Raw genomic sequence first — 24,588 nt, 5'->3', positions numbered from 1 at the left:
GGCGGTTGCGCCTGTCGCGGCGGCCGGACAATATGACCGGGACACGCTCCAAAAAGCGGGCGGGCGAGGGGGCTTCGAATGATCCGCGACAGGCTGCTGGCTATCTGTTTCGCGCTCGCCCTGACGGCGCCGGCGGCGGCCGCCGACCCCGAGCCGGTGGCGGGGTCCGGGGGCATGGTGGTCAGCGCCCATGATCTCGCTTCGCAGGTCGGCGCCGAGATATTGCGGGGCAGCGGCAATGCCGTCGATGCGGCGGTGGCGGTGGGCTATGCGCTCGCCGTCGTCTACCCGCAGGCGGGCAATATCGGCGGTGGCGGGTTCATGACGCTGCGCCTCGCCGACGGCCGCGCGACTTTCATCGATTTCAGGGAGAAGGCGCCGCTCGCCGCCACCGCCACGCTGTTCCAGGACGCAGCCGGCAAGGTCGTGCCCGGCCGATCGACCGAGAGCTGGCTGGGCGTCGGCGTCCCGGGCACCGTGCTCGGGCTGGAGACGGCGCGGACGCGCTACGGTACCATGTCACGCGCAGCGCTGATGGCGCCGGCCATCAGGCTGGCGCGCGAGGGCTATGTGTTCGGGCAGGGCGACGCCGGCATCATGGCGCTGGAGGGCGACAAGCTCGCCCGCGATCCCGAGGCGCGGCGCATCTTCCTCCCGCACGGGCGCCCGCCGGCGAGAGGCGAGCGGCTGGTCCAGAAGGATCTCGCGGCCACCCTGTCGCTGATCGCCGCAAAGGGGCCGGATGCCTTTTACCGCGGGCCGATCGGCGCGGCCATCGCCGCCGCCTCGGCGCGCGGCGGCGGCATCATCACGCGGGAGGACCTTGCCCGCTACAAGGTCCGCGAGCTGAAGCCGATCGAGTGCGATTATCGCGGCTACCACGTCATCTCTGCGCCGCCGCCCAGTTCCGGCGGGGTCTCGATCTGCGAGGCGCTGAACATCCTGTCGGGCTATGATCTCGGCGCGATGGGCTTCCATTCGGCGGATGAGGTGCATGTCCTCGTCGAGACCCTGCGCCGCGTCTACGTCGATCGCAACAACAAGCTGGGCGACCCCGATTTCGTCGCGAACCCGACCGCCGAGCTGCTCGATCCGGCCTATGCGGCGCGATTGCGCGCCGGCATCGATCCGGCGCGGGCAACGCCTTCGTCCCGGCTGGGCCCGCCCGTGCCCGCCCCGGAAGGGCATAGCACCACTCAATATGACGTGCTGGACGCCGACGGGAACGCCGTCTCCGTCACCTATACTCTCAATGACTGGTTCGGCATCCATCGCGTCGCGCCGGGCACCGGCATCGTCATGAACAACGAGATGGACGATTTCACCTCCAAACCCGGCGCGCCGAACATGTTCGGCCTGGTCCAGGGCGCGGCCAACGCCGTCGGTCCCGGCAAGACGCCGCTCAGCTCGATGAGCCCGACGATCGTCACCAGGGACGGCAAGGTGGCGCTGATCATCGGCAGCCCGGGCGGATCGCGGATCATCACCATCACGCTGGAGGCGATCATCAACATGGTCGATCACGGCATGGACGTGCAGCAGGCGATCAACGCCCCGCGCATCCACGAGCAATGGCTACCGGACGTGGTCTCGCTCGAGCCGTTCGCGCTCTCGCCCGATACGCGCGCGCTGCTCGAACGACGAGGGCACAAGTTCAGCGACGAGGAAAATTGGGGGATCGCCGAGGGCATATCGGTCGGCGCGCCCCGTTTCACGCCCGGGCCGCGGACGGGCGCCGGTTTCCTCGCGGTGGGCGGAGCGATCGCACCCGGAGCGACGATGTTCGGCGCTCATGATGCGCGCGGTACCGGCGGCTCCGCGGTTGCCGTGCACTGACGATGGCGTCTTGAATAGAAGCGGGCGCTGTGGTTCGCCTGCCGGATGACCATCCGCACGCTTTTCGCCACCCGCTTCTATGACGGCCAGCTTGGTGATGCGGCTCTGCTCGCCGAGCTGGAGCAGGATGCCTATGAACTGGCGCGCGAGGACCGCGCCGGCCGGGCATGGTGCAAGGCTCACGGCTACCCGGGCTACACCTCCTATGCCTCGCTCAACGATCTGCCGGCGCGCTACCCGGCGTTCGAGCGGCTGAAGCGCAGCCTCGATCGGCATGTCGGCCGGTTCGTGGAGGAGGCGTTTCTCGATCTCGGCGGACGCAAGCCCCGGCTCGACAGTCTGTGGGCCAATGTCATGAAAGGCATGGCCGGCCATCACAGCGGCCATATCCACCCGCACAGCATCGTCTCGGGCACGGTCTATGTGCGGGTGCCCGAGGGCGCCGCCCCGCTCAAGCTGGAGGATCCGCGCCTGCCGATGATGATGGCGGCGCCGCTGCGCCGCGACGACGCGCCGGAGGACGCGCGCAGCTTCGTCTATGCCACCCCTTCGGCCGGCTCGATCTTCCTCTGGGAAAGCTGGCTCCGGCACGAGGTGCCCGCCGGTCGGGCGAAGTCGGATCGGATCAGCATCAGCTTCAACTATCGCTGAGCGGGGGAGATCGGCCATGGACAGTTCGACGCCTGCCCAGCTGCGCGCGCGGGTGGCGCTGGCCGTCGCGGTCGCGCTGGGCGCGCTGTGGATCGGCGCGGCCTTCGTGCCGGCGGTGTTGTGGGCCGGCGTCGTCGCCATCGCCGTCGAGCCGTTGCGCCTGCGCCTGATGGCCCTGTGGCCGGGCCGCCGGACGCTGGTCGCGGCGCTGATCACCTGCGCGGTGCTGCTGGTGGTGATCGTGCCGCTGATCATCGCCGTGTCGCGGGCGGTGCTGGAGGCGCAGGGCGCGATCCTGTGGTTGTCCGACGCGCGGAGCCATGGCGTGCCGGTGCCGCGCTGGGTGGCGGCGCTCCCGTTCGGCTCGGCGCAGGTGACAGACTGGTGGAATGCGCATCTGCTCACCGCCGCCGCCGCGAGCGAGCAATTCGGGCGCGTCGACGCCGACATGCTGCTCAGCCAGTCGCGGACGGTGACGCACAGCATCATCCGCCGCGTGGTCGTGTTCGCCTTCACCGTCGTCGTGCTGTTCTTCGTGTTGCGCGATCGCGACGCCATCGTCGATCAGCTGGGACGCGGCGCCCGGCGTGCATTCGGGCCGGCGGGCGAGCGCGTCGGCCAGCAGATCTTCGCCTCGGTGCGCGGCACTGTCGACGGGCTGGTGCTGCTCGGGCTGGCGCAGGGGATCATCATGGCGGTGATCTATGCCGCCGGCGGCGTGCCGCATCCGATCCTGATGGGGCTGATCTCCGGCGTCGCCTCGATGGTGCCTTTCGGGCTGATCGCGATCCTGCTGATCGCGCTGCTGCTGCTCGTCGTGCAGGGCGCGATGATGGCGGCGATCATCGTCGGCGGGCTGGGTATCGCGATCAACTTCGTGGCCGATCATTTCGTCCGCCCCGGCCTGATCGGCGGCACGACGCGGCTGCCGTTCGTGTGGGTGCTGATCGGCATCGTCGGCGGGGTGGAGACGATCGGGCTGCTCGGCCTGTTCGTCGGCCCGGCGGTGATGGCGACGCTGATGCTGCTGTGGCGCGAATGGGTCGCGTCAGGCGATATCGGCACCAGCGAGGGCTAGCGCGACCGCCCGGCACCGATATGCGCCACCGCAGCGGCGGCAAGGGGGATGCAGCGCAACGCGCGTTTCGGGAAGTGCCGGGTCAGTCGATGGCCGCCAGCATGTCGCGCCCGAAGCGAGCGATGTCGAAGCCCGGCTCCCCTTCCCGGTCGAAGCCACGGCGCACGATGACCAGCTTTCGCGAGGGGATGACGAAGACATATTGGCCGCGATTGCCGTTCATCAGATAGGTGCCCTCCGGCAAGCCCTGGGCCGGGCCGTAAAGCCAGAAGAACGCGCCATAGCCGGCGCCTGAAGGCGGCTGCGCGCCGGCCGGCGTGGCGACGAAGCGCGACCAGCCCTGCGGCAGCAATCGCTCGCCGCCCCACACGCCGTCATTGAGATAGAGCAGGCCGAGCCGGGCGAGATCGCGCGCGGTGGTCCACACCTGGCTCGACAGGACGTAATTGCCCTGCCAGTCGGTCTCGGCGAAGGTGTGGTTCATGCCGATGCGCCAGAACACCTCGGCATAGGGGAAGTCGATCGCCGCCTGCCCGTCGCCAAGCGCGGAGCGAACGCTGCGCACGGCGAGCAAGGTGTCGTTATTGGCATAGCGGAAGCGGGTGCCGGGGGTCGCCTCCAGCGGCATGGCCGTGGCCCATTGGGTGACGGCGCCGCCGCCGAGATAGACCTCGTCGGTGCGGTTGCCGGGTCCGTCCGTCCACAGGCCGCTGTTCATGTGCATCAGCTGCGCCAGGGTGATCGCCGCGCGCGGGTCGCCGGGCCGCCACTCGGGCACGCGGGCCGGCGCCTCCACTTTGATGCGGCCGAGCTGGACGGCCCGCCCGATCACCGTCGCCGTGATGCTCTTGGCCGCCGACCAGGTTCGCTGCGGCGTGTGCAGATCATAGCCGGAGCGATAGCGCTCGGCGACGATCCTGCCGTCCTTCACCACCATCACCGCCGTGGTGCGGGAGCCGGCGCCATAGACGCTCGGCTCGAACGCGCGCTCGGCGGCGGCGGCGAGGCGGGGCGGCGTCGGCGCGGTCGCGCCAACATCGCCGTCAGGCCAGGCGCGCTGATCCGGATTGCCAGCCGGCGGGCGAGCGGTGAGCTGCGGCAGCCGTGCCGCCATGTCGGCGCCGGCGCCGATCGGCAGCTGCGTGCAGCCGAGACGCGGTCGCCACGCGGCGATACGCGGCGGCAGGCCGGGGCTGTAGTCGACGCTGACCATATGGGCGGCGTGATCGACGCGGGCCGGCAAGGTGCGCACGATCGCCTGATATTGGCGGTAGATGCCCTCCAGATCGTCTGCGGCGACCTGCGCTTCGGTCTGTCCGGCATTGAAGATGCCGCTGCACAGGAACGCCGCCTTGTAGCCTGCGGCGAGCGCGCGCGCATGGACATCCTCCTGCGCGGTCGCGCTGCCCGACATCATCACCAGCGCCGCCGCCACCATCGCCCGCCGCATAGATGCTCCTCTCCTGTTCGGCATCTTGTCGCAGCGACCACCGCCGGACGCAACCGGGGTGCTTGCCGGTGCCTCGTCCGGCGGGCAGAGGCGTCGGCAATGAAGATTTTCTTCGATGGCGGCAGCAGGCCCCTTCCGAACGGGATGGAGATCGCCGTGGTGATCGGCGGTGAGGTGATCGTCCGGCGCGGGCTCGGCGCGGGCACGAGCATGGACGCCGAGTGGCTGGCGCTGATCGAGGCGATGCGCCTCGCCGGGCAGCGCGATATCGCCGATGCCGTATTGATCGGCGACGCCGCCGCGGTGATCGCCCAGGCCAATGGCGAGGCACGCTGCCCGCGATCCTGCCTCGGCCACCTGCAGCGGTTGCGGGCGATGCCCCGCCCGCCCGGCAGGGTGCGCATCCGTTACATCAAGCGAACCCAGAACCTCGCCGGCATCGCGCTGGCGCGGCTGCACGGCCGCTGATCATCCGCCGCGGCGGGCGGCGACGAAGAGATGATGCAGGACGATGCCGCTGGTCGTGGCGACATTGAGGGAATCGAAATCGCCGGCCATCGACAGGCGGACGCTATGACCCTGATCGAGGATTCGGGCGGATAGCCCGGGCCCCTCGGCGCCGAGCAGCACGGCGTTGCGCGGCGCCGCGCCAAGGTCGACAAGGTCGATCCGTCCGCGCGGGCTCAGCGCCACCATCCGCAAACCATGTCGGGCGAGCAGGCCGGGAATATCGGTGTCGGGGGCGAGCCGCGCGAACGGGACGAGCAGCGCGGCGCCGACCGAGACGCGGATCGCCTTCCGATAGAGCGGATCGCAGCAGGCGGCGTCGAGCAGCACGGCCCTGACCCCGAACGCTGCCGCATTCCTGAAAATGCCGCCCATATTGTCGTGATTGGCGATCGCCGACAGGACGAGGATGTCGGCAGCCTGCGGAAGGGCGGCGAGCAGCCGGCCGGCGTCGGGCGGGTCGACGCGCCGGCCGATCGCCAGCAGGCCGCGATGAAGCGGGAAGCCGGCGATGACATTGATGACCGCTTGCGAGGCGGCGAATACCGGCATGTCCTCGTCGAGCCGGGCGAGCAGGTCGGCCATGGTCGGCAGGCGGTGGGCTGCGATCAGCAGCGAGTCGAGCCGGCACCCCGATGAGCCGACAAGCTTTTCGATAACCACGCGCCCCTCGGCCACGAAGCCGCCGGCGCGGCCGACCAGATCGCGCTCGCGTATGTCGCGATAGGGCTCGATGCGCGGATCGGCAGGATCGTCAATGGCGATGATGCGGGGCATCGCTCAACGCCGGGTGGCGAACCAGATGACGTGGCGCGGCCCCTTGCCGTTGCTCCGCGCCTTGACGGCGATCTCGTCGACCGCGAACCCGGCCCGGACAAGCGTACGCGCGAAGGCGGGGTCCGAGGCGGCCGACCAGATCGCCAGCACGCCGCCGGGCCGCAGCGCCGCCTTGGCTGCGGCGAGGCCGGCCGGCGTGTAGAGACGATCATTGGCGAGGCGGACGAGCCCGTCCGGGCCATTATCGACATCGAGCAGGATGGCGTCATAGGCGCCCGCCTGTTCGGCGATGATCGGCGCGACATCTCCTTCGCGCAGCACCACGCGCGGATCGTCGAGACAGCCGGCGGTGAGCGCCGCCATCGGCCCGCGCGCCCACTCGATGATTTCCGGCACCAGCTCGGCGACGGTGACCCGCGCCTGCGCGCCGAGGCAGCCGAGCGCCGCGCGCAGCGTGAAGCCCATGCCATAGCCGCCGATCAGCAAGTGAGGCGCGGCGCGCTTGCCGAGCCTCGCGCAGGTCATCGTCGCCAGCGCCTCCTCCGAGCCGCTCATCCGGCTGCTCATCAGCTCGTTGCGATCGAGGACGATCATGAAATCGGCGCCGCGCCGGAACAGCCGCAGTTCGTCCCCGCCGGGAATGCGGGCGGTGCCGATCAATTCACGAGGCGTCATGTCTGCTCCGGCGAAAAGCCGTCCTTAGGCGCGCCGGGCGCGGCCTGCCAGCCGCCTGTGCGGAAAGCATCCTGGAACGGGCCGGTGATGGGGAGGGGGTGGGGCCGAGGTATGAACGCTCGGCCCCTGTCCACGTGTGCCGGTCAGCCTAAATCCGGCAGGTCGTTTCGCTTGGTAGGGGGACCCAAGCTGTTGAAAGAACGTCCCGTCGCGCCGGATGGTTCCCCCCGGCCGCGCGCGCTGGCTCAAATCTGCGGGCAGTAGCGGCGGAGATAGGCGAGGTCTTCCGGCCGTTCAGCCCTGATCTCGACCGAATATTCGGTATGTCCGCTCGGCAATGTCCTCGACATCGTGCATTTGGCGTCGATCGGCAGGCCGATTTTCCGCGCCTCGATGTGAATAATATCTTCGGCGTGAAGATAGCTGCGGGCCAGCACAGTGAGTGTCGTTGCAGTCATGAAATTATATAGGATGATCTGCGTCGGATTGGTCGCCGCCAGCGGGCTCCTTATGCGCGACCTGCGTTCGCACTAGAGCATTTCGAGCGGGCGCTGCCGGGTAGGGGCGGGGAAGGCGCGGTCGAGTTCGGCGAGGTCGTCGGCGACGAGATCGAGGTCGGCGGCGGCGCGGTTCTCCCTGACGTGATCGGCCGAGCCCGCCTTGGGTATGGCGATGACGCCCGGCCGCCGCAGCAGCCAGGCGAGCGCGACCTGCGCCGGCGTCACCCCACGGCGCGCGGCGACTGCCTTCAGCGTGGCATTGCCGAGCAGCCGACCTTGTTCGACCGGGCTATAGGCCATCACCGCCATGCCATGATCGGCAAGCCACGGCATCAGCGCATATTCCGCCCCGCGCCGCGACAGGTTGTAGAGGATCTGGTTGGCCGCGCATCCGCCGCCGCCGGCCTCGACCAGCTCGGCCATGTCCCCGACGTCGAGATTGCTGACGCCCCAGTGCCGGATCCTGCCCGCCGCCTTCAGCGCCTCCATCGCCTCTACCGTTTCGGCAAGCGGGACGGCGCCGCGCCAGTGCAGAAGATAAAGGTCGATATGATCGGTGCCTAGCCGCCTCAGGCTCGCCTCGCAGGCCCGCGGCAGGCGATCCCGGGAGGCGTTCTGCGGGTAGGCCTTGCTGACCAGGAACAGCCCGTCGCGCCGGCCCGCCACCGCCTCGCCGACAAGTCGCTCGGCCTCGCCCTCCCCATACATTTCGGCGGTGTCGATCAGGGTCATGCCCAGCTCGATGCCGGTGCGCAGCGCGGCGATCTCGGCGGCGCGGCGGTCGCGACGCTCGCCCATCATCCACGTCCCCTGACCGAGCGCCGGAACGGCCTCGCCGCCGCATATGTCGGTTGTCTTCATGACGTGCTCAACGCGGCGGGGGCGGGTTGGTCCCTCCCGGCTCGCCGGGCAAGGCGAAGGCCATCAGCACCGGCGGAATGGTGTGATCCTCCAGAAAGCCGCCCCCGCTCACCGTGAAGGCGACATATTGCCGGCCGCTCCGCCCGAGATAGGTCATCGGCAGCGCGTGGACCGCGGCGCCGACATTGGCCGACCATAATTCGGTGCCGGTGCGCGTGTCGAAGGCGCGGAAGCGGTCGTCGATGGTGCCGCCGACGAACACCAGCCCGCCGCCTGTGGTGATGCCGCCGCCGAGCAACGGCGTGCCGAGCCCCTTGATGCCGCGCGCCTCCAGCTCCGGGAAGCTGCCGAGCGGCACCCGCCAGGCGATCAGCCCGCTGTTCATGTCGACCGCGACCAGCTCGCCCCACGGGCCTGCCGAGCAGGGCCAATGCCTGGCGTCGTCCCAGAATTTGTAGCGCTTGACGGTAGGCGCGCCGCCGTTCGGATCGGGCGTCGACTGGAAGACCTCGCCGAGGCTCATCGTCGCCGTGATCAGATAGCCGGTGGCCGGATCGAACGTGCCGCCATGCCAGTTGATCCCGCCCAGCGTGCCGGGGAACATGATCGACGGCCGCTCCGCGAACGGCAGATAGGTGCCGCCGATGCGCAGCCCGCCGTCGCGCGCCAGCATCGCCTCGCACATCTGCTTGTGCTCCGGCGTGATGTCGGCGATCTCACTCGGGTCGAAACGCGCGCGCGCCAGTTGTGGCGTCAGCGCCGGAAAGGGCTGGGTGGGCCACGGATGCTCGCCGGCCGGGAAGCCGTCCTGCGGCACCGCCCGCTCCTCGATCGGGTAGATCGGCTGGCCGGTGCGCCGGTCGAGCACGAACAGCATCGCCTGCTTGGAAAGCTGGGCGACGGCGGGGATGATGTAGCCGTCGCGGCGGATGTCGAGCAGCACCGGCGCGGCGTTGAGATCATAGTCCCAGACGTCGTGATGGGTCGTCTGGAAATGCCAGCGGCGCTTGCCGGTGGCGGCGTCGAGCGCCACCAGCGAGTTGGCGTAGAGATTGGCGCCGGGCCGATCCGCGCCCGAATAGTCGAAAGTCGCCGAGCCGATCGGCAGGAACACCGTGCCGCTCGCTTCGTCGACGCTCAGCATGCCCCAGACATTGGCGCCGGAACGGCCGCGCCAGCTCTCCCCCTCCCACGTCTCACTGCCGGGCTCGCCCGGGCGCGGGATGGTGTGGAAGGTCCACACCAGAGCCCCGGTGCGCGCGTCCCACGCCCGCACGTCGCCGGCCGGGCCCATCGCCGGCTGCTCCTGCACGTGCACACCGGCGATGATCAGGTTCTTGTACAGGGCCGGCGGCGAGGAGAGGCCGACGCGCTCGCTCGGGCCGGCATGATCGAGCCCGGTGCGCAGGCTGATCGCGCCCGCCTTGCCGAAGCCCTTGAGCGGCCGGCCGGTGGCGGCGTCGAGCGCGACCAGATAGCCCTGGTTGGTGCCGAAATAGATCGCCGCCGGCATCGTCGCGTCGGCGCGGCGATAGGCGAGGCTGCGCACGCCCGGACCGCCCAGCGCGTCGGGAATGTCATAGGACCAGATCGGCGTGCCGCTGTCCGGATCGAGCGCGACGGCGCGACCGTCCGGCGTCGTCAGGTACATCCGGCCATCCGCCACCACCGGCGTGATCTGGGTGGTGAGGCGCCGCCGGATCGGGGCGGCGCCGGGTCTCGCCGGGGCGGGGGCGGGCGCGGTGCCCGCCGGCCGCATCATCGACCAGCTCCAGGCAAGTCGCAGCGCGCCGACATTGCTGCGGTTGATCTGATCCAGCGCGGAATGCCGCTGGGCGCCGGCATCGCCGCCCATCAGCGGCCATTGCGCGCGCGGATCGGCGGCCGGGATCGCCGAGGCGGGCACGGCGACGGCGATGGCGATCGGCGCCGCGCCGGGACCCGTCGCAGCATTTGGCGCAGCCGCGACGGCGGCCGGCGCGGACGGCTTGCCGAACTGATCGCTGAGATAGGCGACGACCGTGCCGATATCCTCATCCGAGCCTCGCGCCCCCCGCGACACCATCTCCATCACCAGCGAAGTCCATTTCTCGCGCGTCTCGCGGCGGCTGGTGATCCATTCCATGCCGTGGCAGCCGCTGCACATGCGCTGCACGGTCGCGCGCCCGGGAGCGTCGGGCAGGGCCGCGGGCGCCGTGGAGGCCGGTTGCGCGATGGTTCGCCCGCCCGGAGACAAACCCAGCGCAAGGGCGAGGACGGCGCCGGACGCGCCGAGCAAAGCCTTCATGGAAACCCCTCCCGCACATCCAACTGCGCTGATTTTCCGCCGTTGATGGCGCTCCACGAGAGAGATTGCAATTACTTTTTTAAATTTGACTGGAATGATATTCACATGCCATATCGGTGAGGTCGCACGGCATCATAATTCCGGCGGCGGAGAGAGGGAGCAAGGCCCATGCATTCCAGACGCGATTTCGGCCGGCTGGCCGCAGCGGCGATCCTCTCGGCGCCGTTGATCGGAACCGCGCGCGCGCAGGCGGGCACGCCGAATGTCGTCGGCGGCGTGCGGCTCGGGGTGTGCGTCGGCAGCTATCAGGATATTCCGCGCGGGGACGATCAGTCGGCCTATATCGAGCGACTGGCGCAGGCGGTGGCGGCAAGCGGCGCGGCGCCGGGCGGGCTGCTCGAATATCATAACCGCCAGCTCGAGCCGTCGACGCGGCTCTACGAACAGGCGCGGCGCGGCCAGCCGGCGCCGCCGCCGCTCAGCGACGCGGAGTTCCGGACGTTGCGCGAGGACCGCCGCCAGTGGCGGATCAACACGCCGGTCAGCTATTTCGAAGGCGTGCGGCGCAGCTTCGAGCGCGCCGGCCTCGCCTCCTTCGCCTACTCGTTCAACTTCACGCCGGACATGACGGACGGCGAGATCGACAGCGTGTTCGCCGCCACCCGCGCGCTCGGCTGCCCGGTGATCAGCACCAATGCCACCCCGGTCGAGATGGGCCGGCGGCTCGCCGCCTTCGCCGCCCGCTACCGCATCGACCTCGGCTTCCACAATCATTCCAATTATCAGGACCCCAACCAGGTGGCCTCGCTGGAAAGCTTCGCAACGCTGCTGGCCATCTCGGATCGCTGCAAGGCCAATCTCGATGTCGGGCATTTCACCGCTTCCAACCTCGACGCGGTCGCCTTCATCAAGGAACATCACCCCAAGATCACCCACCTCCACATGAAGGACCGCAAGCGCAACAAGGGCCCCGGCACGCCCTGGGGGCAGGGCGATGCGCCGCTGAAAGAGGTTCTCCTGTTGCTGAAGGCGGAGCGCTATCCAATCCCCGCCCTTGTCGAATATGAGTATCCCGGCAGCGGATCGATCGAGGAGGATCGCAAATGCCTGGACTATATGCGCGCGGTCCTCGCATGACCGGGGAGGGGGAGGTCCATCGCAAGGCGGTGTTCTGGATCGGCATCCTCGCCCTGTTCGCCGCCGGGGTCAGCGCGGCGTTGCGCGCGGCGACAGCGGCGCAGCTCAAGGCGACCTATCTCGACACGATCGACCCGGCCCGCTCGGTGACGCTGATCGCCGAGGCGCTGGGCTCGGCCTTTCTCGGTTTCTGCCTGGCGCTGGTCGTGACCAGCCTGTTCCTCGACCGCATCGGCATGAAGCGGATGATCATGGTCGCCGCCGCCAGTTTCGTGATCGGACCGCTGCTGGTCATCCTGTGCGGCAGTTTCGGCCCGGCCGGCGCCTATCAGGCGATCTGGCTCGGCATGTTCGTCAACGGCCTCGGCTGGGGCGCGACCGAGGGGACGATCAACCCGATGGTCTCCGCCCTCTATCCGGAAGACACCACGCACCGCATGAACATCCTCCATGCGTGGTGGCCGGCGGGGCTGGTGGTGGGCGGGCTGCTCGGCATCCTCGGCACCGGCGGGGCGATGGACTGGCGGCTGATGTTCGCGCTGGTGCCGCTGATGGGCATCGCCATCGCGCTGTGGGCCGCCACCAAGCGCTTCCCGCAGACGACCAGCGCCGCGCTCGGCGTGTCGCGCGGCGGGCAGATGCGTGAGCTGATCCGCAGGCCGAGCTTCTTCATCTGGTTCGCGCTGATGCTGCTCACCGCCGCGTCGGAGCTGGCGCCGGGCCAGTGGGTGGACGTGTCGCTGAGCAACGTCGTCGGCATGCGCGGGGTGCTGCTGCTGTCCTATGTCGCGGCGATCCAGTTCGTCGGCCGGCATTTCGCCGGGCCGATCGAGCGGCGCTTCTCGACCGAGGGGATGCTGTGCCTGTCCTGCGTGCTGTGCACGATCGGCCTGTTCTCGCTCGGCTATGCGCGCTCGCCGGCGATGGCGATCCTGTCTGCGACCTTGTGGGGGGCCGGCGTCTGCTTCATCTGGCCGACGATGATCGCCGTCGCCGCCCAGCGTTATCCGCGTGCCGGCGCGCTCAGCATCGGGCTGATGGGCGTGGCGGGCTCGATCTCGACCTGGTTCGTGCTGCCGGTGCTCGGCGCCATCTATGACAGCGCGAAGATCGAGGCCGCGGGCGGCGCGGCCCGGTTCGAGGCGCTTGGCGGCGAACAGCTGCAGGCCGTGCTGACCTATGCGGCGTCCCAGTCGTTCAAGGCGGTGGCGGTGATTCCCGCGGTGCTGGTGGCGGTGTTCGGCCTGCTGTGGCTGCTGCGCGGCCGCACCGCGCGCACGGCTTCCGCCGCAGCCGAATGATCCGCCGGCAACGGGCGATTGTGCGATCCGAAACTTTGGCGGTAAGGATCGGCATAGACACGACAGATGGCCTTTGAATGTCCAGGAATGAGGATACGCCGCTCGCCTCCGTCGAACGGCTGCGGCAGGAAATACTCGATCGCTACGACTCGCTCAGCAAGCGGCTGAAGCAGATCGCCCGCTACGTGCTGGACGAGCCGCATGCCTTCGGGCTGGAGACGCTGGCCGAGATTTCCGAGCGCTCGGGAGCCCAGCCCTCGGCGATCGTCCGCTTCGCCAAGCATTTCGGCTTTTCCGGCGCCAGCCAGATGCAGCGCGTGTTCCGCGACGGCCTTCTCTCCAACCACGCCCAGCTCGGCTATAACGAGCGGGTGCGCGCGTTCAGCGCCTCGATGGAGGGCGCGAACCCGGTGGATTCGCACGCCGTGCTGATGGAGTTCGTCCATGGCAGCACCATCGCCCTGGACAATCTGCCCGAGACGGTGACCGGCGAGGATCTGCAGCGGGCGATCGATCTCGTCGCCGAGGCGGAGACGATTTACATCATCGGCTATCGCCGTTCCTTCCCGGTGGCGAGTTACCTCGCTTATTCTCTGCAACAGACCGGCAAGCGCACCACGTTCGTCGACGGCATCGCCGGCCTTTCGCTACAGCAGGTGCGCGCCGCGGGCGCCCGCGACCTGCTGATCGCCGTCAGCTACCATCCCTATTCGCCGGAGACGACCGAAGTCAGCGAGTTCGTGGTCGAACGCGGCGCCGCGCTGCTCGCGATCACCGACACGCCGGTCAGCCCGATCGCCAAGCTCGCATCCTCGATCCTGCTCGTGCGCGAGACCGAGGTGCGGTCGTTCCGCTCGCTGTCGGCATCGCTATGCCTCGCCCAGGCGCTGGCGATCGGCTTCGCCTTCCGCCATTCCGGGCCGGCAGACGCACCCGGAATCGAGGCACAAGGCTGATTGGAACAGTTTTGGCACTTGAAAGCATAATAGAATAAGTGTTACGCACCCGGCGAAACATCGGCGGGGCATCATGACCAACAACGCACCCACCCTCGATTTCATCGCCATCGGCCGCTGCGGCGTCGATTTGTACGGCGAGCAGATCGGCGGCCGGCTGGAGGATATGTCCTCCTTCGCGAAATATCTGGGCGGCAGCCCGACCAACACCGCCGTCGGCGCCGCCCGGCTCGGCCTGCGTCCCGGCATGCTGACGCGGGTCGGCGCCGATCATATGGGTCGTTTCCTGCGCGACGAGCTGGTGCGCGAGGGCGTCGACGTGCGCGGTGTGGTCTCCGATGCGGAGCGGCTGACGGCGCTGGTCATCCTCGGCATACGCGATCGCAACACCTTCCCGCTGATCTTCTATCGCGAGAATTGCGCCGACATGGCGCTGTCGGCGGACGATATCGACGAGGCATGGCTGGGGACCGCCGGCGCGGTACTGCTCAGCGGCACGCATCTTTCGAAGCCCAACGTGTTCGCCGCCAGCCTCAAGGCCGCCCAGCTCATCAAGGCCAGGGGCGGCAAGGTGATGTTCGACGTCGATTACAGGCCGGTGCTGTGGGGGCTGACCGGGCGCGACATGGGCGAGAACCGCTTCGTCCATGACCGCGGGGTCACCGAACGGCTGCAGCAGATCCTTCCGCTATGCGACCTCATTGTCGGCACCGAGGAGGAGATGCACATCCTCGGCGGCTCCACCGATACGCTGACCGCGCTGCGCGCCATCCGTGAACGCACGCCGGCACTACTCGTCTGCAAGCTTGGCGCGGAGGGCTGCGTCGCCTTCCCCGGGCCGATCCGGCAGGCGTTGCGCGACGGCTGCTATGCGCCGGGCTTCGCGACCGAGGTCTATAATGTGCTCGGTGCCGGCGATGCGTTCATGGCCGGCTTCCTCAGCGGCTGGCTGCGCGGCGAGGATCTGGCACAATGCTGCCGGCGGGCCAATGCCTGCGGCGCGATCGTGGTGTCGCGCCACGGCTGCGCGCCGGCGATGCCGACCGCGATCGAGCTCGCCTATTTCCTGGACCGGAGCGATCATTTCTTCCGCCTTCGCGACGACCACATGCTCGATCACATCCATTGGGCAACGACGCGGGAGGGCCGCTACGAGGACCTCACCGTGCTGGCGATGGATCATCGCAGCCATTTCGAGGAGATGGCCGAGGAATTCGGCGTCGGCGAGGATCGCATCACCAGCTTCAAGGCGCTGGCGCTGCGCGCGATCGACGCCGTGGCGAGCGACGCCGGCGCGTTCGGCGTGCTGCTCGACGGGCGCTACGGCGCCGAAGGGCTCGCCGAGGCGGCGGAGCGGCCCTACTGGATCGGCCGCCCGATCGAGGAGCCGAAATCGCGCCCGCTCGCCTTCGAGGGCGGCGCCGATGTCGCCGCCGAGCTGCGCACATGGCCGCGCAACCATGTCGTCAAATGCCTGGTCTACTATCACCCCGATGACGAGGCGGAGCTGCGCGAGCGGCAGGAACGACAGCTGCTGCGTCTGTTCGACGCATGTCGCAAGACCGGCCACGAACTCCTGCTGGAGGTGATCCTGCCGCCGGGCATGCCGAGCGCGCCGACCACCGTCGCCGAGGCGATGCGGCGCCTCTACGCGATCGGCATCCGGCCGGACTGGTGGAAGCTGGAGCCGCTGTCGGACCCGGCGTCGTGGGACGCGATTCAGGAGACGATCCTCGACAATGACCCGCTCTGCCGCGGCGTCCTGCTGCTCGGCCTGTCGACCCCGGCGGGCGAGCTGATCCAGTCGCTGTCCTGCGCGGCCGCGTTCCCGATCGTGAAAGGCTTCGCGGTCGGACGCACCATCTTCGACGACGTCGCCCGCGGCTGGCTGGCCGGCCAGCTCGATGACCAGGGCGCCGTCAAGGCGATGGCCAGCCGGTTTGCCGGCCTGGCCGATGCCTGGCGCCACGCCCGTCTCGCCCAGAAGGCGGCCTGACGAATGAACCGCCAGTTTCGGTATACAGTGTAATACGAAATTTCAGACCGAGTCTAATTTGCTATTTACATTCCATTTCGCCGACCATACACAATGGAACCCACAAGCGCGGCCACCCGAAGAGCGCGCGCATCCGGAGGGGTCCAATGGAAAATCTGCTATCGAATGCGCGCGCCTCCCGTTCGCGGCGGCGCCTGTTGCGCGGCACGGCGCTGCTCATCGCGACCGCGATGCCGGCGGCAGCGGCGATCGCCCAGCAGGGCGCGCAGGCGGCGCCCGGCGCGCCCGGCGCGACCACGGCTCTCGACGAGATCGTCGTCACCGGTACCAGCATCCGCGGCGTCGCCCCGACCGGCTCCAACCTCATCTCGGTCGGCCGCGACACCATCACCAAGACGGCCCCGGCCAATGCCAGCGACATCATGTCGCAGGTGCCGCAGCTCGGCAGTTTCAACACGCCGTCCGAGACCTCGACGCCCAACCGTTTTCGCACGCCCGGTTTTCAGCCGAACATCCATAATCTCGGCATCTATGCGACGCTGACCCTGTTCAACGGTCATCGCTTCGCGGCGGTCGGCGGCGAGGCGGTGTTGCCCGATCCGTCGATCATCCCGGTCAACGCCATCGAGCGGGTCGAGGTGGTCGCCGACGGCGCCTCCGGCGTCTACGGATCGGACGCGGTGGCGGGTGTCGTCAACTTCATCTATCGCCGCAACGTCAATGGCTTCGAGGCATCGGGCACGTGGGGCTTCAGCCCCGACAACGCCTATGAGCAGCGCAGCGCCTCGGCCCTGTGGGGCAAGACATGGTCGGGCGGCGGCGTGATGGTCGCCTATCAATATTCGGACCGGGATTCGCCGTTGCAGGGCGATATCGATTATCTGCGGCTCGACCAGCGTTTCCGCGGCGGCCGCGACCTGCGCACCACCGTCTGCTCGCAGCCGAACGTGCGCATCGGCAGCGTCACCTATGCCTATCCCAGCTTCTCGACCACCGCCAACCGCTGCGAGAATGCGCTGGAGCGGACGCTGGTGCCGATTTCGCATCGCCACGCCGTGCTCGTCACCGCCCATCAGGAGATCGGCGACCGGGTCGAGCTGTGGACCGAGCTCAACTATTCCAACTACAAGACCCACGGGATCAGCGCGCCGCGCGCCATTTCGGTGACGGTGCCCAGCACCAATCCGTATTTCGTGCTGCCCCCGGGCGTCTCGGCGTCGTCGGTGCTGGTGACGCGCGACGGGCGCGGCCTGTTCCCCAACCCGGTCTCGCGGCAAAGCTCCGAAGTGATGGGCATCACCGCCGGTGCCGATATCGATCTTGGCGGGGATTGGGCGCTCAACATCATGGGTCATGTTTCCAAGACCAATGATTTCAACGACGATCCCGAGATCGACACCGGCGTCGCCGCGGCGCTTGCCCGCGGCACGACGCGGACCACCGCGTTCAACCCGTTCGGCCAGGCGGCGGACAATGATCCCGGCGTGCTCGCCCAGATCAACAACGGCTATCAACAGGCCAATTTCGCCAGCCAGTATCTGCGCGAATTGCAGGCCAAGGCGGACGGCACGCTGTTCACCATGCCGGGCGGGCCGGTGAAGATCGCGATCGGCTCCAGCTTCCGCCAGGAACAGGCGGTGCAGTTGCAGGTCGCCGGGCCCAAAGGAGCGAACGAGATCGTCGCCCGCGACGACGACATCAGCCGCACCGTGATCGCCGGCTTCGCCGAGGTGCATGTGCCGTTCTTCGGCCCCGACAATGCGCGGCCGGGCCTCCAGCGACTCGAACTCGCCGTTTCCGGCCGCTACGACTATTACGACAAGCTCGGCGGCCGCTTTAATCCCAAGTTCGGGCTGGTCTGGGACCCGTTCGAGATGCTGACGTTGCGCGGCAGCTACGGGACCTCATTCGTGGCGCCCAATCTCGGCAAGATCACCGCCACGTTCGGCGGCCCGCAGGAGGCGCAGACCATCTCCGGCCTCGGCGTGTTCAACACCTACAACATGGCCGGCGGCAATCCCAATCTGGAGCCGGAGCGCGCCAAGACCTGGTCGGTCGGCGGCGATTTGAAGCCGGCGCGCAATCTCCGCCTGAACGCCACTTACTTCAACGTCCGCTACAGCAATCTCATCTATCAGCCGTCGACGACGGACCTGTTCTTCAACCCGGCCTTTGCCTCGATGGTCATCGCCAACCCGACCGCACAGCAGATCGCCGACACCATCAAGGCGGCGCCGCCGGTGCGGCCGGTGCCCCCGACGATCGACTATATCTACTTCACTTATGGGGTGAATCTCGGCGTGCGGAAAGTCGCCGGCCTCGATCTGGCAGTAAACTATGCTCTGCCGGCGACGGGTTTCGGCGATTTCCTGTTCGGCCTCAACGCCACCCGCTTCCTGACCTTCAAGCAGGAGATCGTGCCGGGCTCGGGTTATACCTCGCTGCTCGACACCAACGACGCGATCAAGTGGCGCGGCCGGGCTAATCTCGGCTGGAACCTCGATCCCGTGTCGCTGACGCTGTTCGCCAATTATACCGGCCGCTATTACAACCGCACGCTGACGCCCAACCAGCACGTCAAGGCGTGGACCACCTTCGACCTCGTCGGCTCCTACAAGATACCGGTGCTTGAGGAGACGACGCTGCAGGTGCGCATCTCCAATTTGTTCGATCGCAAGGCCCCGTTCTATAACGCCGGCAACGGCTATGACGCGCGGGCGGCCAATCCGTTCGGCCGGCTCGTCGAGGCCACGGTGCGGGTGAGGTTCTGAGGCGGCGGGGGCGGCCCGGCGCCGCCCCGCCATGAAGGTTTGCAAATGATGGGCTCGAATGATTGCGGAGTAACGGGGTGAGCCGCCAGCGCCGGACGGCGGCACAGGCCGCGATCGCCTTCCTCGCCCGCCAGCTGGTCGATTGGGGCGAGGGGCCGCAGCCTTTCTTCGCCGGCGCCTGGGCGATCTTCGGCCACGGCAATGTCGCCGGCGTTGGCGAGGCGCTGCACGCTTCCCGCCGCGAACTGCCGACCTGGCGCGCGCATAACGAGCAGGGCATGGCCCATGCCGCGATTGGCTATGCGCGCCAGATGCGGCGGCGGCGGGCGATGATCTGCACCAGCTCGATCGGGCCGGGCGCCACCAACATGGTGACGGCGGCCGCACTCGCCCATGTCAATCGCCTGCCGGTCATGTTCCTCCCCGGCGATGTCTATGCGAGCCGCCGGCCCGATCCGGTGCTGCAGCAGATCGAGGATTTCGGAGACGGCACCGTCTCCGCCAATGATTGTTTCCGCCCGGTCTCGCGCTATTTCGATCGCATCACCCGGCCCGAGCAACTGCTCGAGGCGCTGCCGCGCGCGATGGCGACCTTGCTCGATCCGGCCGATTGCGGCCCGGTGACACTCGCCTTCTGCCAGGATGTGCAGGCCGAGGCGTTCGACGTGCCGGACGATTTCCTCACGCCGCGCCTGTGGCGGCCGCGCGTCGTCCAGCCGGATCCGGCCGACATCGCCATGCTCGCCGGGCGGCTGCGCGACGCGGCCCGGCCGCTGCTCATCGTCGGCGGCGGCGTGCGCTATGCCGGCGGCGAAGCGGCGCTGGCGCGGCTGGTGTCCGCGACGGGCCTTCCCTTCGCCGAGACCCAGGCAGGCAAGGGCAGCCTGCCGCATGACCATGCCGGCAATCTCGGCAGCATCGGCGTGACCGGCAGCACGGTGGCCAACCAGGCGGCGGCGGAGGCCGACCTGATCGTCGCCCTGGGCACGCGGTTGCAGGATTTCACCACCGGCTCGCGGGCGCTGATCACCGGCGGTCCGCGGCTGGTGCAGGTCAATGTCGCGCCGTTCGACGCCTACAAGCATCGCGCCACACCGGTGGTCGCCGACGCGCGCCTGATGCTCGAGGCGCTGACGGAGGCGCTGGCCGAAAGCGCCGGCGTGCCGGCGGCGTGGGCGGATCGGCTCGTCGAGGCCCGGCGCGGCTGGCAGGCGATGGCGGCGGAGGCGATGGCGCCGCCCGCCGGCAACATGCTGCCGTCCGACGCGCAGGTCATCGGCGCGGTCGCGCGCGGGGCGCCGCGGGATGCGGTGGTGGTCGGCGCTGCCGGCGGCCTGCCGGGCGAGCTCCACAAATTATGGCCCGCCGGGCAGAGCGGCGGCTATCATGTCGAATATGGCTTCTCGTGCATGGGCTATGAGATCGCCGGCGCGATTGGCGTGAAGATGGCCGCGCCCGGTCGCGATGTCTATGTGATGCTCGGCGACGGCAGCTACCTGATGATGAATTCGGAGCTGGCGACCGCCGTCTCGCTCGCCACCAGGATCATCGTCGTGCTGCTCGACAATCGGGGTTTCGGCTGCATCAACCGGCTGCAGCACGCGACTGGCGGGGCGCCGTTCAACAACCTCCTCGTCGATGCGCCGCATCAGGGCTTTGTCGGCATCGACTTCGCCGCCCACGCCGCCAGCCTCGGCGCCCATGCCGAGAAGGTGGATTCGATCGAGGGGCTGGAGGAAGCGCTCGATCGGGCGCGGCAGCGCGACGGCAGCAGCGTCATCGTCATCGACACCGATCCGATGATCACCACCGGGGGCGGGGCGTGGTGGGACGTTGCCGTGCCCGAGGTGTCGGATCGCGGCGATGTCGGCGTGGCCCGGCGCGCCTATGAGGATCGCCTCACCGACAAGGAGACTAGGCTGTGACCCTGCGCGTCCGCCCGCACGCCCCCGACGCCACCGGCTGCGTCCTCGACATCACCCCGGACAGCGCCGGCTGGCAGCATGTCGGCTTCAAGATGGTCGTGCTGGCGCCGGGCCAGCCGCTCGCCGGGCGCGACGATGGCCGCGAGACCTGTCTGGTGATCCTGAGCGGCGTCGCCGACATCGTCGCGGGCACGCACCGCTGGACGGGGCAGGGCGGCCGCGCGAGCGTGTTCGAGGATCGGCCCCCGGCGGCGGCTTATGTGCCTGCCGGTACGGCGTGGTGCGTCGAGGCGGGAAGCCGCGTCGAGCTTGCGATCTGCACCGCGCCGGGTGAGGACGGCCTGCCGCCGCGCCTGATTGATCCGGCGGCCATGTCGCGCGAGGTGCGCGGACAGGGCACCAACCAGCGCTTCGTGCGCAATATCCTGCCGGAGACCGAGCCCGCCTGTGGTCTGCTGGTGGTCGAGGTGATCACGCCGGGCGGGCATTGGTCCAGCTACCCGCCGCACAAGCATGACCGCGACACGCCGGGCGAGGAGACGATGCTGGAGGAAACCTATTATCACCGGCTCGACCCGCCGCAGGGCTTCGCCTTCCAGCGCGTCTACACCGACGATCGCTCGATCGACGAGGCCATCGCGGTCGAGGATGGCGATGTCGTCATGGTGCCGCGCGGCTATCATCCGGTGGGCGCCCCCCATGGCTATGACCTTTACTATCTGAACGTCATGGCCGGCCCGCGCCGCCAATGGATGTTCCGCAACGATCCCGCCCATGACTGGATCGTCCGGCGCGCCTAGTCTTGCGTCGCGGCGCGGAGGCGCCGACATTGCGCGGGTGAGCATGCGCCGCCATTTCCTGTTCGAGACCTGCGCCGGCTTCGCCGCGATCGGCTGGGGCGCGTCGGGCATCTCCTGCTTCCGCCTGCCGGCAGCCGGTCGTGGCGCGGCGGAGCATTCGCTGTTGGCGCGTTTTCCGTCCTCCACAGCAGCCGAGCCGCCCGGCGAAATCGCGGCGGTGGTCGACGCTGCCTGCCGCTATTTCATGGGCGAGCGGATCGACTTCTCCACCGCGCCGGTCGACCTCGGCGCGCAGGTGCCGTTCTTCGCGCGCGTCTATGATTTCGTGCGCCGGCTCGGCTGGGGCGAGACGACCACCTATGGCGCCGTCGCCAGGGCGCTCGGCGAGGGGCCGGAGGCGGCGCGCGCCGTCGGCGAGGCGATGGCGCGCAATCCCGTGCCGCTGATCGTGCCCTGCCATCGGGTGACGGCAGCGGGCGGGCGGATCGGCGGCTTCTCGGCACCAGGGGGCGCGACATCCAAGGCCCGCATGCTCGCGCTGGAAGGCGCCGCGCCGGCCGCGCCGTCCGCCAGCCCGCAAATGGGTTTCGGCTTCTGATCCGGTCGTCGCGGATGCGGGGAAACGTGACGAAGCGTGACCAGGCGCGATGCGGACGAGATATGGCTAGAAGATCATGGCGCTCAGCGGCTATCGATCCGCTCATCCGGGGTTAATTGACAAAGGACAGGACCATGATCCGCGCCGCCTCCCTCGCTCTGGCCGCTTTTGCCCTCTCTCCCGCTGTCGCCAGCGCGGCGGAGTTCGTCATCAACGACGACAAGTCCCAGCCCGAGAATCTGGCAGTGGCGCCGGACGGCACGCTCTATGTCGGCAGCGCCAGCAGCCCTTATGTCTATCTGGTCAAGAAGGGCGCCACCACCGCCACCCGCTTCGTCGATGTCAGCGCCGCGGGGCCTGGCACCTTCTTCCTCGGCGTGCTTGCCGAGCCGGCGACCAATACGCTGTGGACCTGCCAGCTCACCCCGCAGCCGGGCGCGCCGCAGCGCCGCACCACCGTGCTGCGCGGCTTCGACATGAAAACCGCCGCGCCCAAGCTGAGCTGGACGCTGCCCGGCGAGAGCTCGACCTGCAACGACTTCGTCGTCGGGCCGGACAAGGCGCTCTATATCAGCGACACCTCCAACCAGAAGATCTACCGCCTCGCTCCCGGCGCGCAGACCCCCGAGCTTTATCTCGAGCATCGCACCCTGCTCGGCATCGACGGCATCACCTTCCTTGACGGCACGATGTATGTGAACAACGTCTTCTTCAACAAGCTGTACCGCATTCCCGTCGGCGCCGACGGCAAGCCCGGCGCGCCGGTCGACATCTGGATGGATGCGCCGGTGCGCGGGCCGGACGGCATGCGCGCCGCCAATGGCAAGCTGTTCGTGGCCGAGAATGCCGGCGGCAAGATCAGCAGCCTGACGATCAACGGCGACACTGCCCACGTCACCGTCATCAAGGACGGGCTGAAGACCCCGACCGGCATCGAGCCCGCCGGCGACACGCTGTGGTTCACCGAGCGTGGCACCGGCAAGGTCGGGTCGGTGCCGATGCCGAGATAACTGGAGGAGGGGAGCGCGCCGGCCGCCTCAGTGCAGCTTGGCGATCGACAGCCCGTCAAGCTTGGCGCGCTCCTTCACCGATTCCTCGCTGCGGGTCAGCGCCTTGGCGATCGCCTTTAGCGCCATGCCCTTCTTGGCGAGGGTGTGGAGTTTCTGGATTTCGTCGGGCCGCCAGGGCTGGCGGTGTCGTTCGAAGCGTTCGGCCATGCCTGAGCTTAGCGGCCTGGGGCGGCGCTGGCCAGAGAGCGGCTCGCTCCCGGCCAGCGCGCGCGCTCAGCGCAGGCCGCCGCTCGCGGTGATCTTCTCACCGGTCAGCCAGCGCGCGTCGTCCGAAGCGAGGAAGACGGCGATGCCGGCGATGTCGTCCGGCTGGCCGGTACGGCCGAGCGGCGTCTGGGCGACGATGCCGGCCTCGAAATCGGTGCCGAGGAAACCGGCGCTATGCACGCCCTCGGTCTCGACCATGCCGGGATTGATGGCGTTGACGCGGATCTTGCGCGGGCCGAGCTCATTGGCGAGCACGCCGGTAATGGCGTCCACCGCGCCCTTGGTCCCCGAATAGATGGCCGAGCCCGGCGGGTGCAGGCTGGTCACCGCCGAGGAGATGTTGATGATGCTCGCGCCCTCGCCGAGATGCGGCACGGCGGCCTGGGTGGTGAGCAGCAGGCCGAGCACGTTGACGCCGAACTGCTGGTGATAGAGCGCTTCGGTCGTCTCCTCGATCGACGCGAAGGCATAGACGCCGGAATTGTTGACGAGCACGTCGAGCCGGCCGAATTCCTTTACCGCGGCCGCGATCAGCCCGGCCGCCTGATCGGCCTTGCTGACATCGCCCTGCACGGCGACGGCCCTGCCGCCGGCATCGGTGATCGCGCTGACCACGGCGTCGGCGCCGGCCTTGCTGGAGGCGTAGTTGACGACGACGGCGGCGCCTTCGGCCGCCAGCGCCCTGGCGATGGCGGCGCCGATGCCCTTCGATGCCCCGGTGACCACTGCCACCTTCCCTGCGAGTTTCGACATGCAACACTTCCTTCTTCGCCGGGAGTGGGCGAGCCGCCATGGCAGGCCATCGTCCCGTTGTTCGGGAATTTGGAACTGTTGAACTCTCCGTCAAGCCCCCCTAATTATTTTTCATGAGACCCTTGTTTCATCCGTCGGTGGAGGAGTTGCGGCCGGAGGCGATCCTGCATGCGCTGTCCGATCCGGTGCGCGCGGCGATCTTTACCGATATCGCGCGCGAGGGATGTGTGCAGGCCTGCTCCACCTTCGCCTCGGTGGGCGACCGGGTGATCCCGAAATCGTCGCTGTCGCAGCATTTCAAGATCCTGCGCGAGGCAGGCCTGATCCGCTCCGAGCGTCAGGGCGTGGAGATGCGCAACACCTCGCGTTGCCCGGAGGTGGAAGCGCGCTTTCCCGGCCTGATGGCGGCGATCCTTGCCGCCTATCAGCTCGTCCCGCCGGCCACGCGCTGA

The 24,588-nt window shown here is 68.7% G+C and carries 22 protein-coding genes; 14 read left to right on the top strand and 8 right to left on the bottom strand.

The genetic code is table 11. The features are described from left to right. The first annotated feature begins 78 nt into the window (after positions 1-78). Genes ggt through KOF26_RS06525 form a run of 3 tightly spaced genes read left to right on the top strand, consistent with a single transcriptional unit; the run spans position 79 to position 3,565 of the window. A complete protein-coding gene (gene ggt / locus KOF26_RS06535) occupies positions 79-1,836 on the top strand; it encodes a gamma-glutamyltransferase (protein WP_253201196.1) in 1,758 nt (585 codons plus the stop codon). Positions 1,837-1,881: 45 nt separating this feature from the next. After that, positions 1,882-2,487 carry a TIGR02466 family protein gene (locus KOF26_RS06530; protein WP_216322100.1) on the top strand — a complete coding sequence of 202 codons (606 nt, stop codon included), beginning with the start codon at positions 1,882-1,884 and terminating at the stop codon, positions 2,485-2,487. 16 nt (positions 2,488-2,503) lie between these two features. Continuing rightward, complete coding sequence (locus tag KOF26_RS06525; RefSeq protein ID WP_216322096.1) at positions 2,504-3,565, top strand: AI-2E family transporter; 1,062 nt, start codon at positions 2,504-2,506, stop codon at positions 3,563-3,565. Positions 3,566-3,647: 82 nt separating this feature from the next. Here the strand turns inward: KOF26_RS06525 and KOF26_RS06520 are convergent, their stop codons facing one another. Continuing rightward, complete coding sequence (locus tag KOF26_RS06520; protein ID WP_216322094.1) at positions 3,648-5,015, bottom strand: serine hydrolase domain-containing protein; 1,368 nt, start codon at positions 5,013-5,015, stop codon at positions 3,648-3,650. Positions 5,016-5,114: 99 nt separating this feature from the next. On the opposite strand from KOF26_RS06520, the gene KOF26_RS06515 reads away from it, so the two are divergent. Then, on the top strand, positions 5,115-5,483 hold the full coding sequence (locus KOF26_RS06515; protein ID WP_216322091.1) for a reverse transcriptase-like protein: 369 nt from the start codon (positions 5,115-5,117) through the stop codon (positions 5,481-5,483). Here the strand turns inward: KOF26_RS06515 and KOF26_RS06510 are convergent, their stop codons facing one another. From KOF26_RS06510 to KOF26_RS06490, 5 genes are all read right to left on the bottom strand, one after another. Next, the gene (locus KOF26_RS06510) at positions 5,484-6,299 is read right to left on the bottom strand and encodes a TrmH family RNA methyltransferase (protein WP_216322088.1); all 816 of its coding nucleotides are present in this window, start codon (positions 6,297-6,299) and stop codon (positions 5,484-5,486) included. A 3-nt stretch (positions 6,300-6,302) separates the two neighbouring features. Next, on the bottom strand, positions 6,303-6,974 hold the full coding sequence (locus KOF26_RS06505) for a polyamine aminopropyltransferase (RefSeq protein WP_216322085.1): 672 nt from the start codon (positions 6,972-6,974) through the stop codon (positions 6,303-6,305). Between the two features lie 245 nt (positions 6,975-7,219). Then, complete coding sequence (locus KOF26_RS06500; protein ID WP_216322082.1) at positions 7,220-7,432, bottom strand: hypothetical protein; 213 nt, start codon at positions 7,430-7,432, stop codon at positions 7,220-7,222. A gap of 72 nt (positions 7,433-7,504) precedes the next feature. Further along, positions 7,505-8,335, bottom strand: a complete 831-nt coding sequence (locus KOF26_RS06495) for an aldo/keto reductase (RefSeq protein WP_216322079.1) — start codon at positions 8,333-8,335, stop codon at positions 7,505-7,507. Between the two features lie 7 nt (positions 8,336-8,342). Then, the gene (locus KOF26_RS06490) at positions 8,343-10,622 is read right to left on the bottom strand and encodes an outer membrane protein assembly factor BamB family protein (RefSeq protein ID WP_216322076.1); all 2,280 of its coding nucleotides are present in this window, start codon (positions 10,620-10,622) and stop codon (positions 8,343-8,345) included. A gap of 168 nt (positions 10,623-10,790) precedes the next feature. Between KOF26_RS06490 and KOF26_RS06485 the strand changes: the two genes are divergently transcribed. The 9 genes from KOF26_RS06485 to KOF26_RS06445 all read left to right on the top strand — a co-directional run bounded on the left by KOF26_RS06485 (position 10,791) and on the right by KOF26_RS06445 (position 23,116). Further along, positions 10,791-11,759 (top strand): sugar phosphate isomerase/epimerase family protein, encoded by a 969-nt coding sequence (locus KOF26_RS06485; protein WP_216322073.1) that lies wholly within the window; start codon positions 10,791-10,793, stop codon positions 11,757-11,759. Beyond that, entirely contained in the window at positions 11,756-13,060 is a 1,305-nt protein-coding gene (locus tag KOF26_RS06480; RefSeq protein WP_216322070.1) for an MFS transporter, read from the top strand. The genes KOF26_RS06485 and KOF26_RS06480 overlap by 4 nt, the downstream gene beginning before the upstream one ends. Positions 13,061-13,137: 77 nt before the next feature. Next, positions 13,138-14,016, top strand: a complete 879-nt coding sequence (locus tag KOF26_RS06475) for a MurR/RpiR family transcriptional regulator (RefSeq protein WP_216322068.1) — start codon at positions 13,138-13,140, stop codon at positions 14,014-14,016. Between the two features lie 73 nt (positions 14,017-14,089). Beyond that, entirely contained in the window at positions 14,090-16,012 is a 1,923-nt protein-coding gene (locus KOF26_RS06470) for a bifunctional 5-dehydro-2-deoxygluconokinase/5-dehydro-2-deoxyphosphogluconate aldolase (protein ID WP_216322065.1), read from the top strand. A 146-nt stretch (positions 16,013-16,158) separates the two neighbouring features. Continuing rightward, a complete protein-coding gene (locus tag KOF26_RS06465) occupies positions 16,159-18,783 on the top strand; it encodes a TonB-dependent receptor domain-containing protein (protein ID WP_216322062.1) in 2,625 nt (874 codons plus the stop codon). Positions 18,784-18,860: 77 nt separating this feature from the next. Beyond that, complete coding sequence (gene iolD / locus KOF26_RS06460) at positions 18,861-20,708, top strand: 3D-(3,5/4)-trihydroxycyclohexane-1,2-dione acylhydrolase (decyclizing) (protein WP_216322060.1); 1,848 nt, start codon at positions 18,861-18,863, stop codon at positions 20,706-20,708. Continuing rightward, positions 20,705-21,508 (top strand): 5-deoxy-glucuronate isomerase, encoded by an 804-nt coding sequence (gene iolB / locus KOF26_RS06455; protein WP_363181955.1) that lies wholly within the window; start codon positions 20,705-20,707, stop codon positions 21,506-21,508. The genes iolD and iolB overlap by 4 nt, the downstream gene beginning before the upstream one ends. Before the next feature lie 43 nt (positions 21,509-21,551). Beyond that, positions 21,552-22,106 carry a methylated-DNA--[protein]-cysteine S-methyltransferase gene (locus KOF26_RS06450; RefSeq protein ID WP_253201246.1) on the top strand — a complete coding sequence of 185 codons (555 nt, stop codon included), beginning with the start codon at positions 21,552-21,554 and terminating at the stop codon, positions 22,104-22,106. 134 nt (positions 22,107-22,240) lie between these two features. After that, positions 22,241-23,116 (top strand): SMP-30/gluconolactonase/LRE family protein, encoded by an 876-nt coding sequence (locus tag KOF26_RS06445; protein WP_216322056.1) that lies wholly within the window; start codon positions 22,241-22,243, stop codon positions 23,114-23,116. Between the two features lie 27 nt (positions 23,117-23,143). On the opposite strand, the gene KOF26_RS06440 is transcribed toward KOF26_RS06445, so the two are convergent. Together KOF26_RS06440 and KOF26_RS06435 are read right to left on the bottom strand one after the other, a co-directional pair. Next, entirely contained in the window at positions 23,144-23,323 is a 180-nt protein-coding gene (locus KOF26_RS06440; RefSeq protein WP_132907286.1) for a hypothetical protein, read from the bottom strand. 66 nt (positions 23,324-23,389) lie between these two features. Continuing rightward, a complete protein-coding gene (locus KOF26_RS06435) occupies positions 23,390-24,136 on the bottom strand; it encodes a glucose 1-dehydrogenase (protein ID WP_216322053.1) in 747 nt (248 codons plus the stop codon). Positions 24,137-24,249: 113 nt separating this feature from the next. Between KOF26_RS06435 and KOF26_RS06430 the strand changes: the two genes are divergently transcribed. Further along, positions 24,250-24,588: an ArsR/SmtB family transcription factor gene (locus KOF26_RS06430; protein ID WP_216322050.1), complete on the top strand. Its 339-nt coding sequence runs from the start codon at positions 24,250-24,252 to the stop codon at positions 24,586-24,588.

Source organism: Sphingomonas quercus, assembly GCF_018863195.1.
Taxonomy (GTDB): Bacteria; Pseudomonadota; Alphaproteobacteria; order Sphingomonadales; family Sphingomonadaceae; genus Solisphingomonas; species Solisphingomonas quercus.
This window is presented reverse-complemented; position numbering and strand designations above follow the sequence as displayed.

Bases quoted from the DNA above. Each gene is read 5' to 3' on its own strand.
- ggt (WP_253201196.1), top strand. From the start codon at position 79: ATGATCCGCGACAGGCTGCTGGCTATCTGTTTCGCGCTCGCCCTGACG.
- KOF26_RS06530 (WP_216322100.1), top strand. From the start codon at position 1,882: ATGACCATCCGCACGCTTTTCGCCACCCGCTTCTATGACGGCCAGCTT.
- KOF26_RS06525 (WP_216322096.1), top strand. From the start codon at position 2,504: ATGGACAGTTCGACGCCTGCCCAGCTGCGCGCGCGGGTGGCGCTGGCC.
- KOF26_RS06520 (WP_216322094.1), bottom strand. From the start codon at position 5,015: ATGCGGCGGGCGATGGTGGCGGCGGCGCTGGTGATGATGTCGGGCAGC.
- KOF26_RS06515 (WP_216322091.1), top strand. From the start codon at position 5,115: ATGAAGATTTTCTTCGATGGCGGCAGCAGGCCCCTTCCGAACGGGATG.
- KOF26_RS06510 (WP_216322088.1), bottom strand. From the start codon at position 6,299: ATGCCCCGCATCATCGCCATTGACGATCCTGCCGATCCGCGCATCGAG.
- KOF26_RS06505 (WP_216322085.1), bottom strand. From the start codon at position 6,974: ATGACGCCTCGTGAATTGATCGGCACCGCCCGCATTCCCGGCGGGGAC.
- KOF26_RS06500 (WP_216322082.1), bottom strand. From the start codon at position 7,432: ATGACTGCAACGACACTCACTGTGCTGGCCCGCAGCTATCTTCACGCC.
- KOF26_RS06495 (WP_216322079.1), bottom strand. From the start codon at position 8,335: ATGAAGACAACCGACATATGCGGCGGCGAGGCCGTTCCGGCGCTCGGT.
- KOF26_RS06490 (WP_216322076.1), bottom strand. From the start codon at position 10,622: ATGAAGGCTTTGCTCGGCGCGTCCGGCGCCGTCCTCGCCCTTGCGCTG.
- KOF26_RS06485 (WP_216322073.1), top strand. From the start codon at position 10,791: ATGCATTCCAGACGCGATTTCGGCCGGCTGGCCGCAGCGGCGATCCTC.
- KOF26_RS06480 (WP_216322070.1), top strand. From the start codon at position 11,756: ATGACCGGGGAGGGGGAGGTCCATCGCAAGGCGGTGTTCTGGATCGGC.
- KOF26_RS06475 (WP_216322068.1), top strand. From the start codon at position 13,138: ATGTCCAGGAATGAGGATACGCCGCTCGCCTCCGTCGAACGGCTGCGG.
- KOF26_RS06470 (WP_216322065.1), top strand. From the start codon at position 14,090: ATGACCAACAACGCACCCACCCTCGATTTCATCGCCATCGGCCGCTGC.
- KOF26_RS06465 (WP_216322062.1), top strand. From the start codon at position 16,159: ATGGAAAATCTGCTATCGAATGCGCGCGCCTCCCGTTCGCGGCGGCGC.
- KOF26_RS06450 (WP_253201246.1), top strand. From the start codon at position 21,552: ATGCGCCGCCATTTCCTGTTCGAGACCTGCGCCGGCTTCGCCGCGATC.
- KOF26_RS06445 (WP_216322056.1), top strand. From the start codon at position 22,241: ATGATCCGCGCCGCCTCCCTCGCTCTGGCCGCTTTTGCCCTCTCTCCC.
- KOF26_RS06440 (WP_132907286.1), bottom strand. From the start codon at position 23,323: ATGGCCGAACGCTTCGAACGACACCGCCAGCCCTGGCGGCCCGACGAA.
- KOF26_RS06435 (WP_216322053.1), bottom strand. From the start codon at position 24,136: ATGTCGAAACTCGCAGGGAAGGTGGCAGTGGTCACCGGGGCATCGAAG.
- KOF26_RS06430 (WP_216322050.1), top strand. From the start codon at position 24,250: ATGAGACCCTTGTTTCATCCGTCGGTGGAGGAGTTGCGGCCGGAGGCG.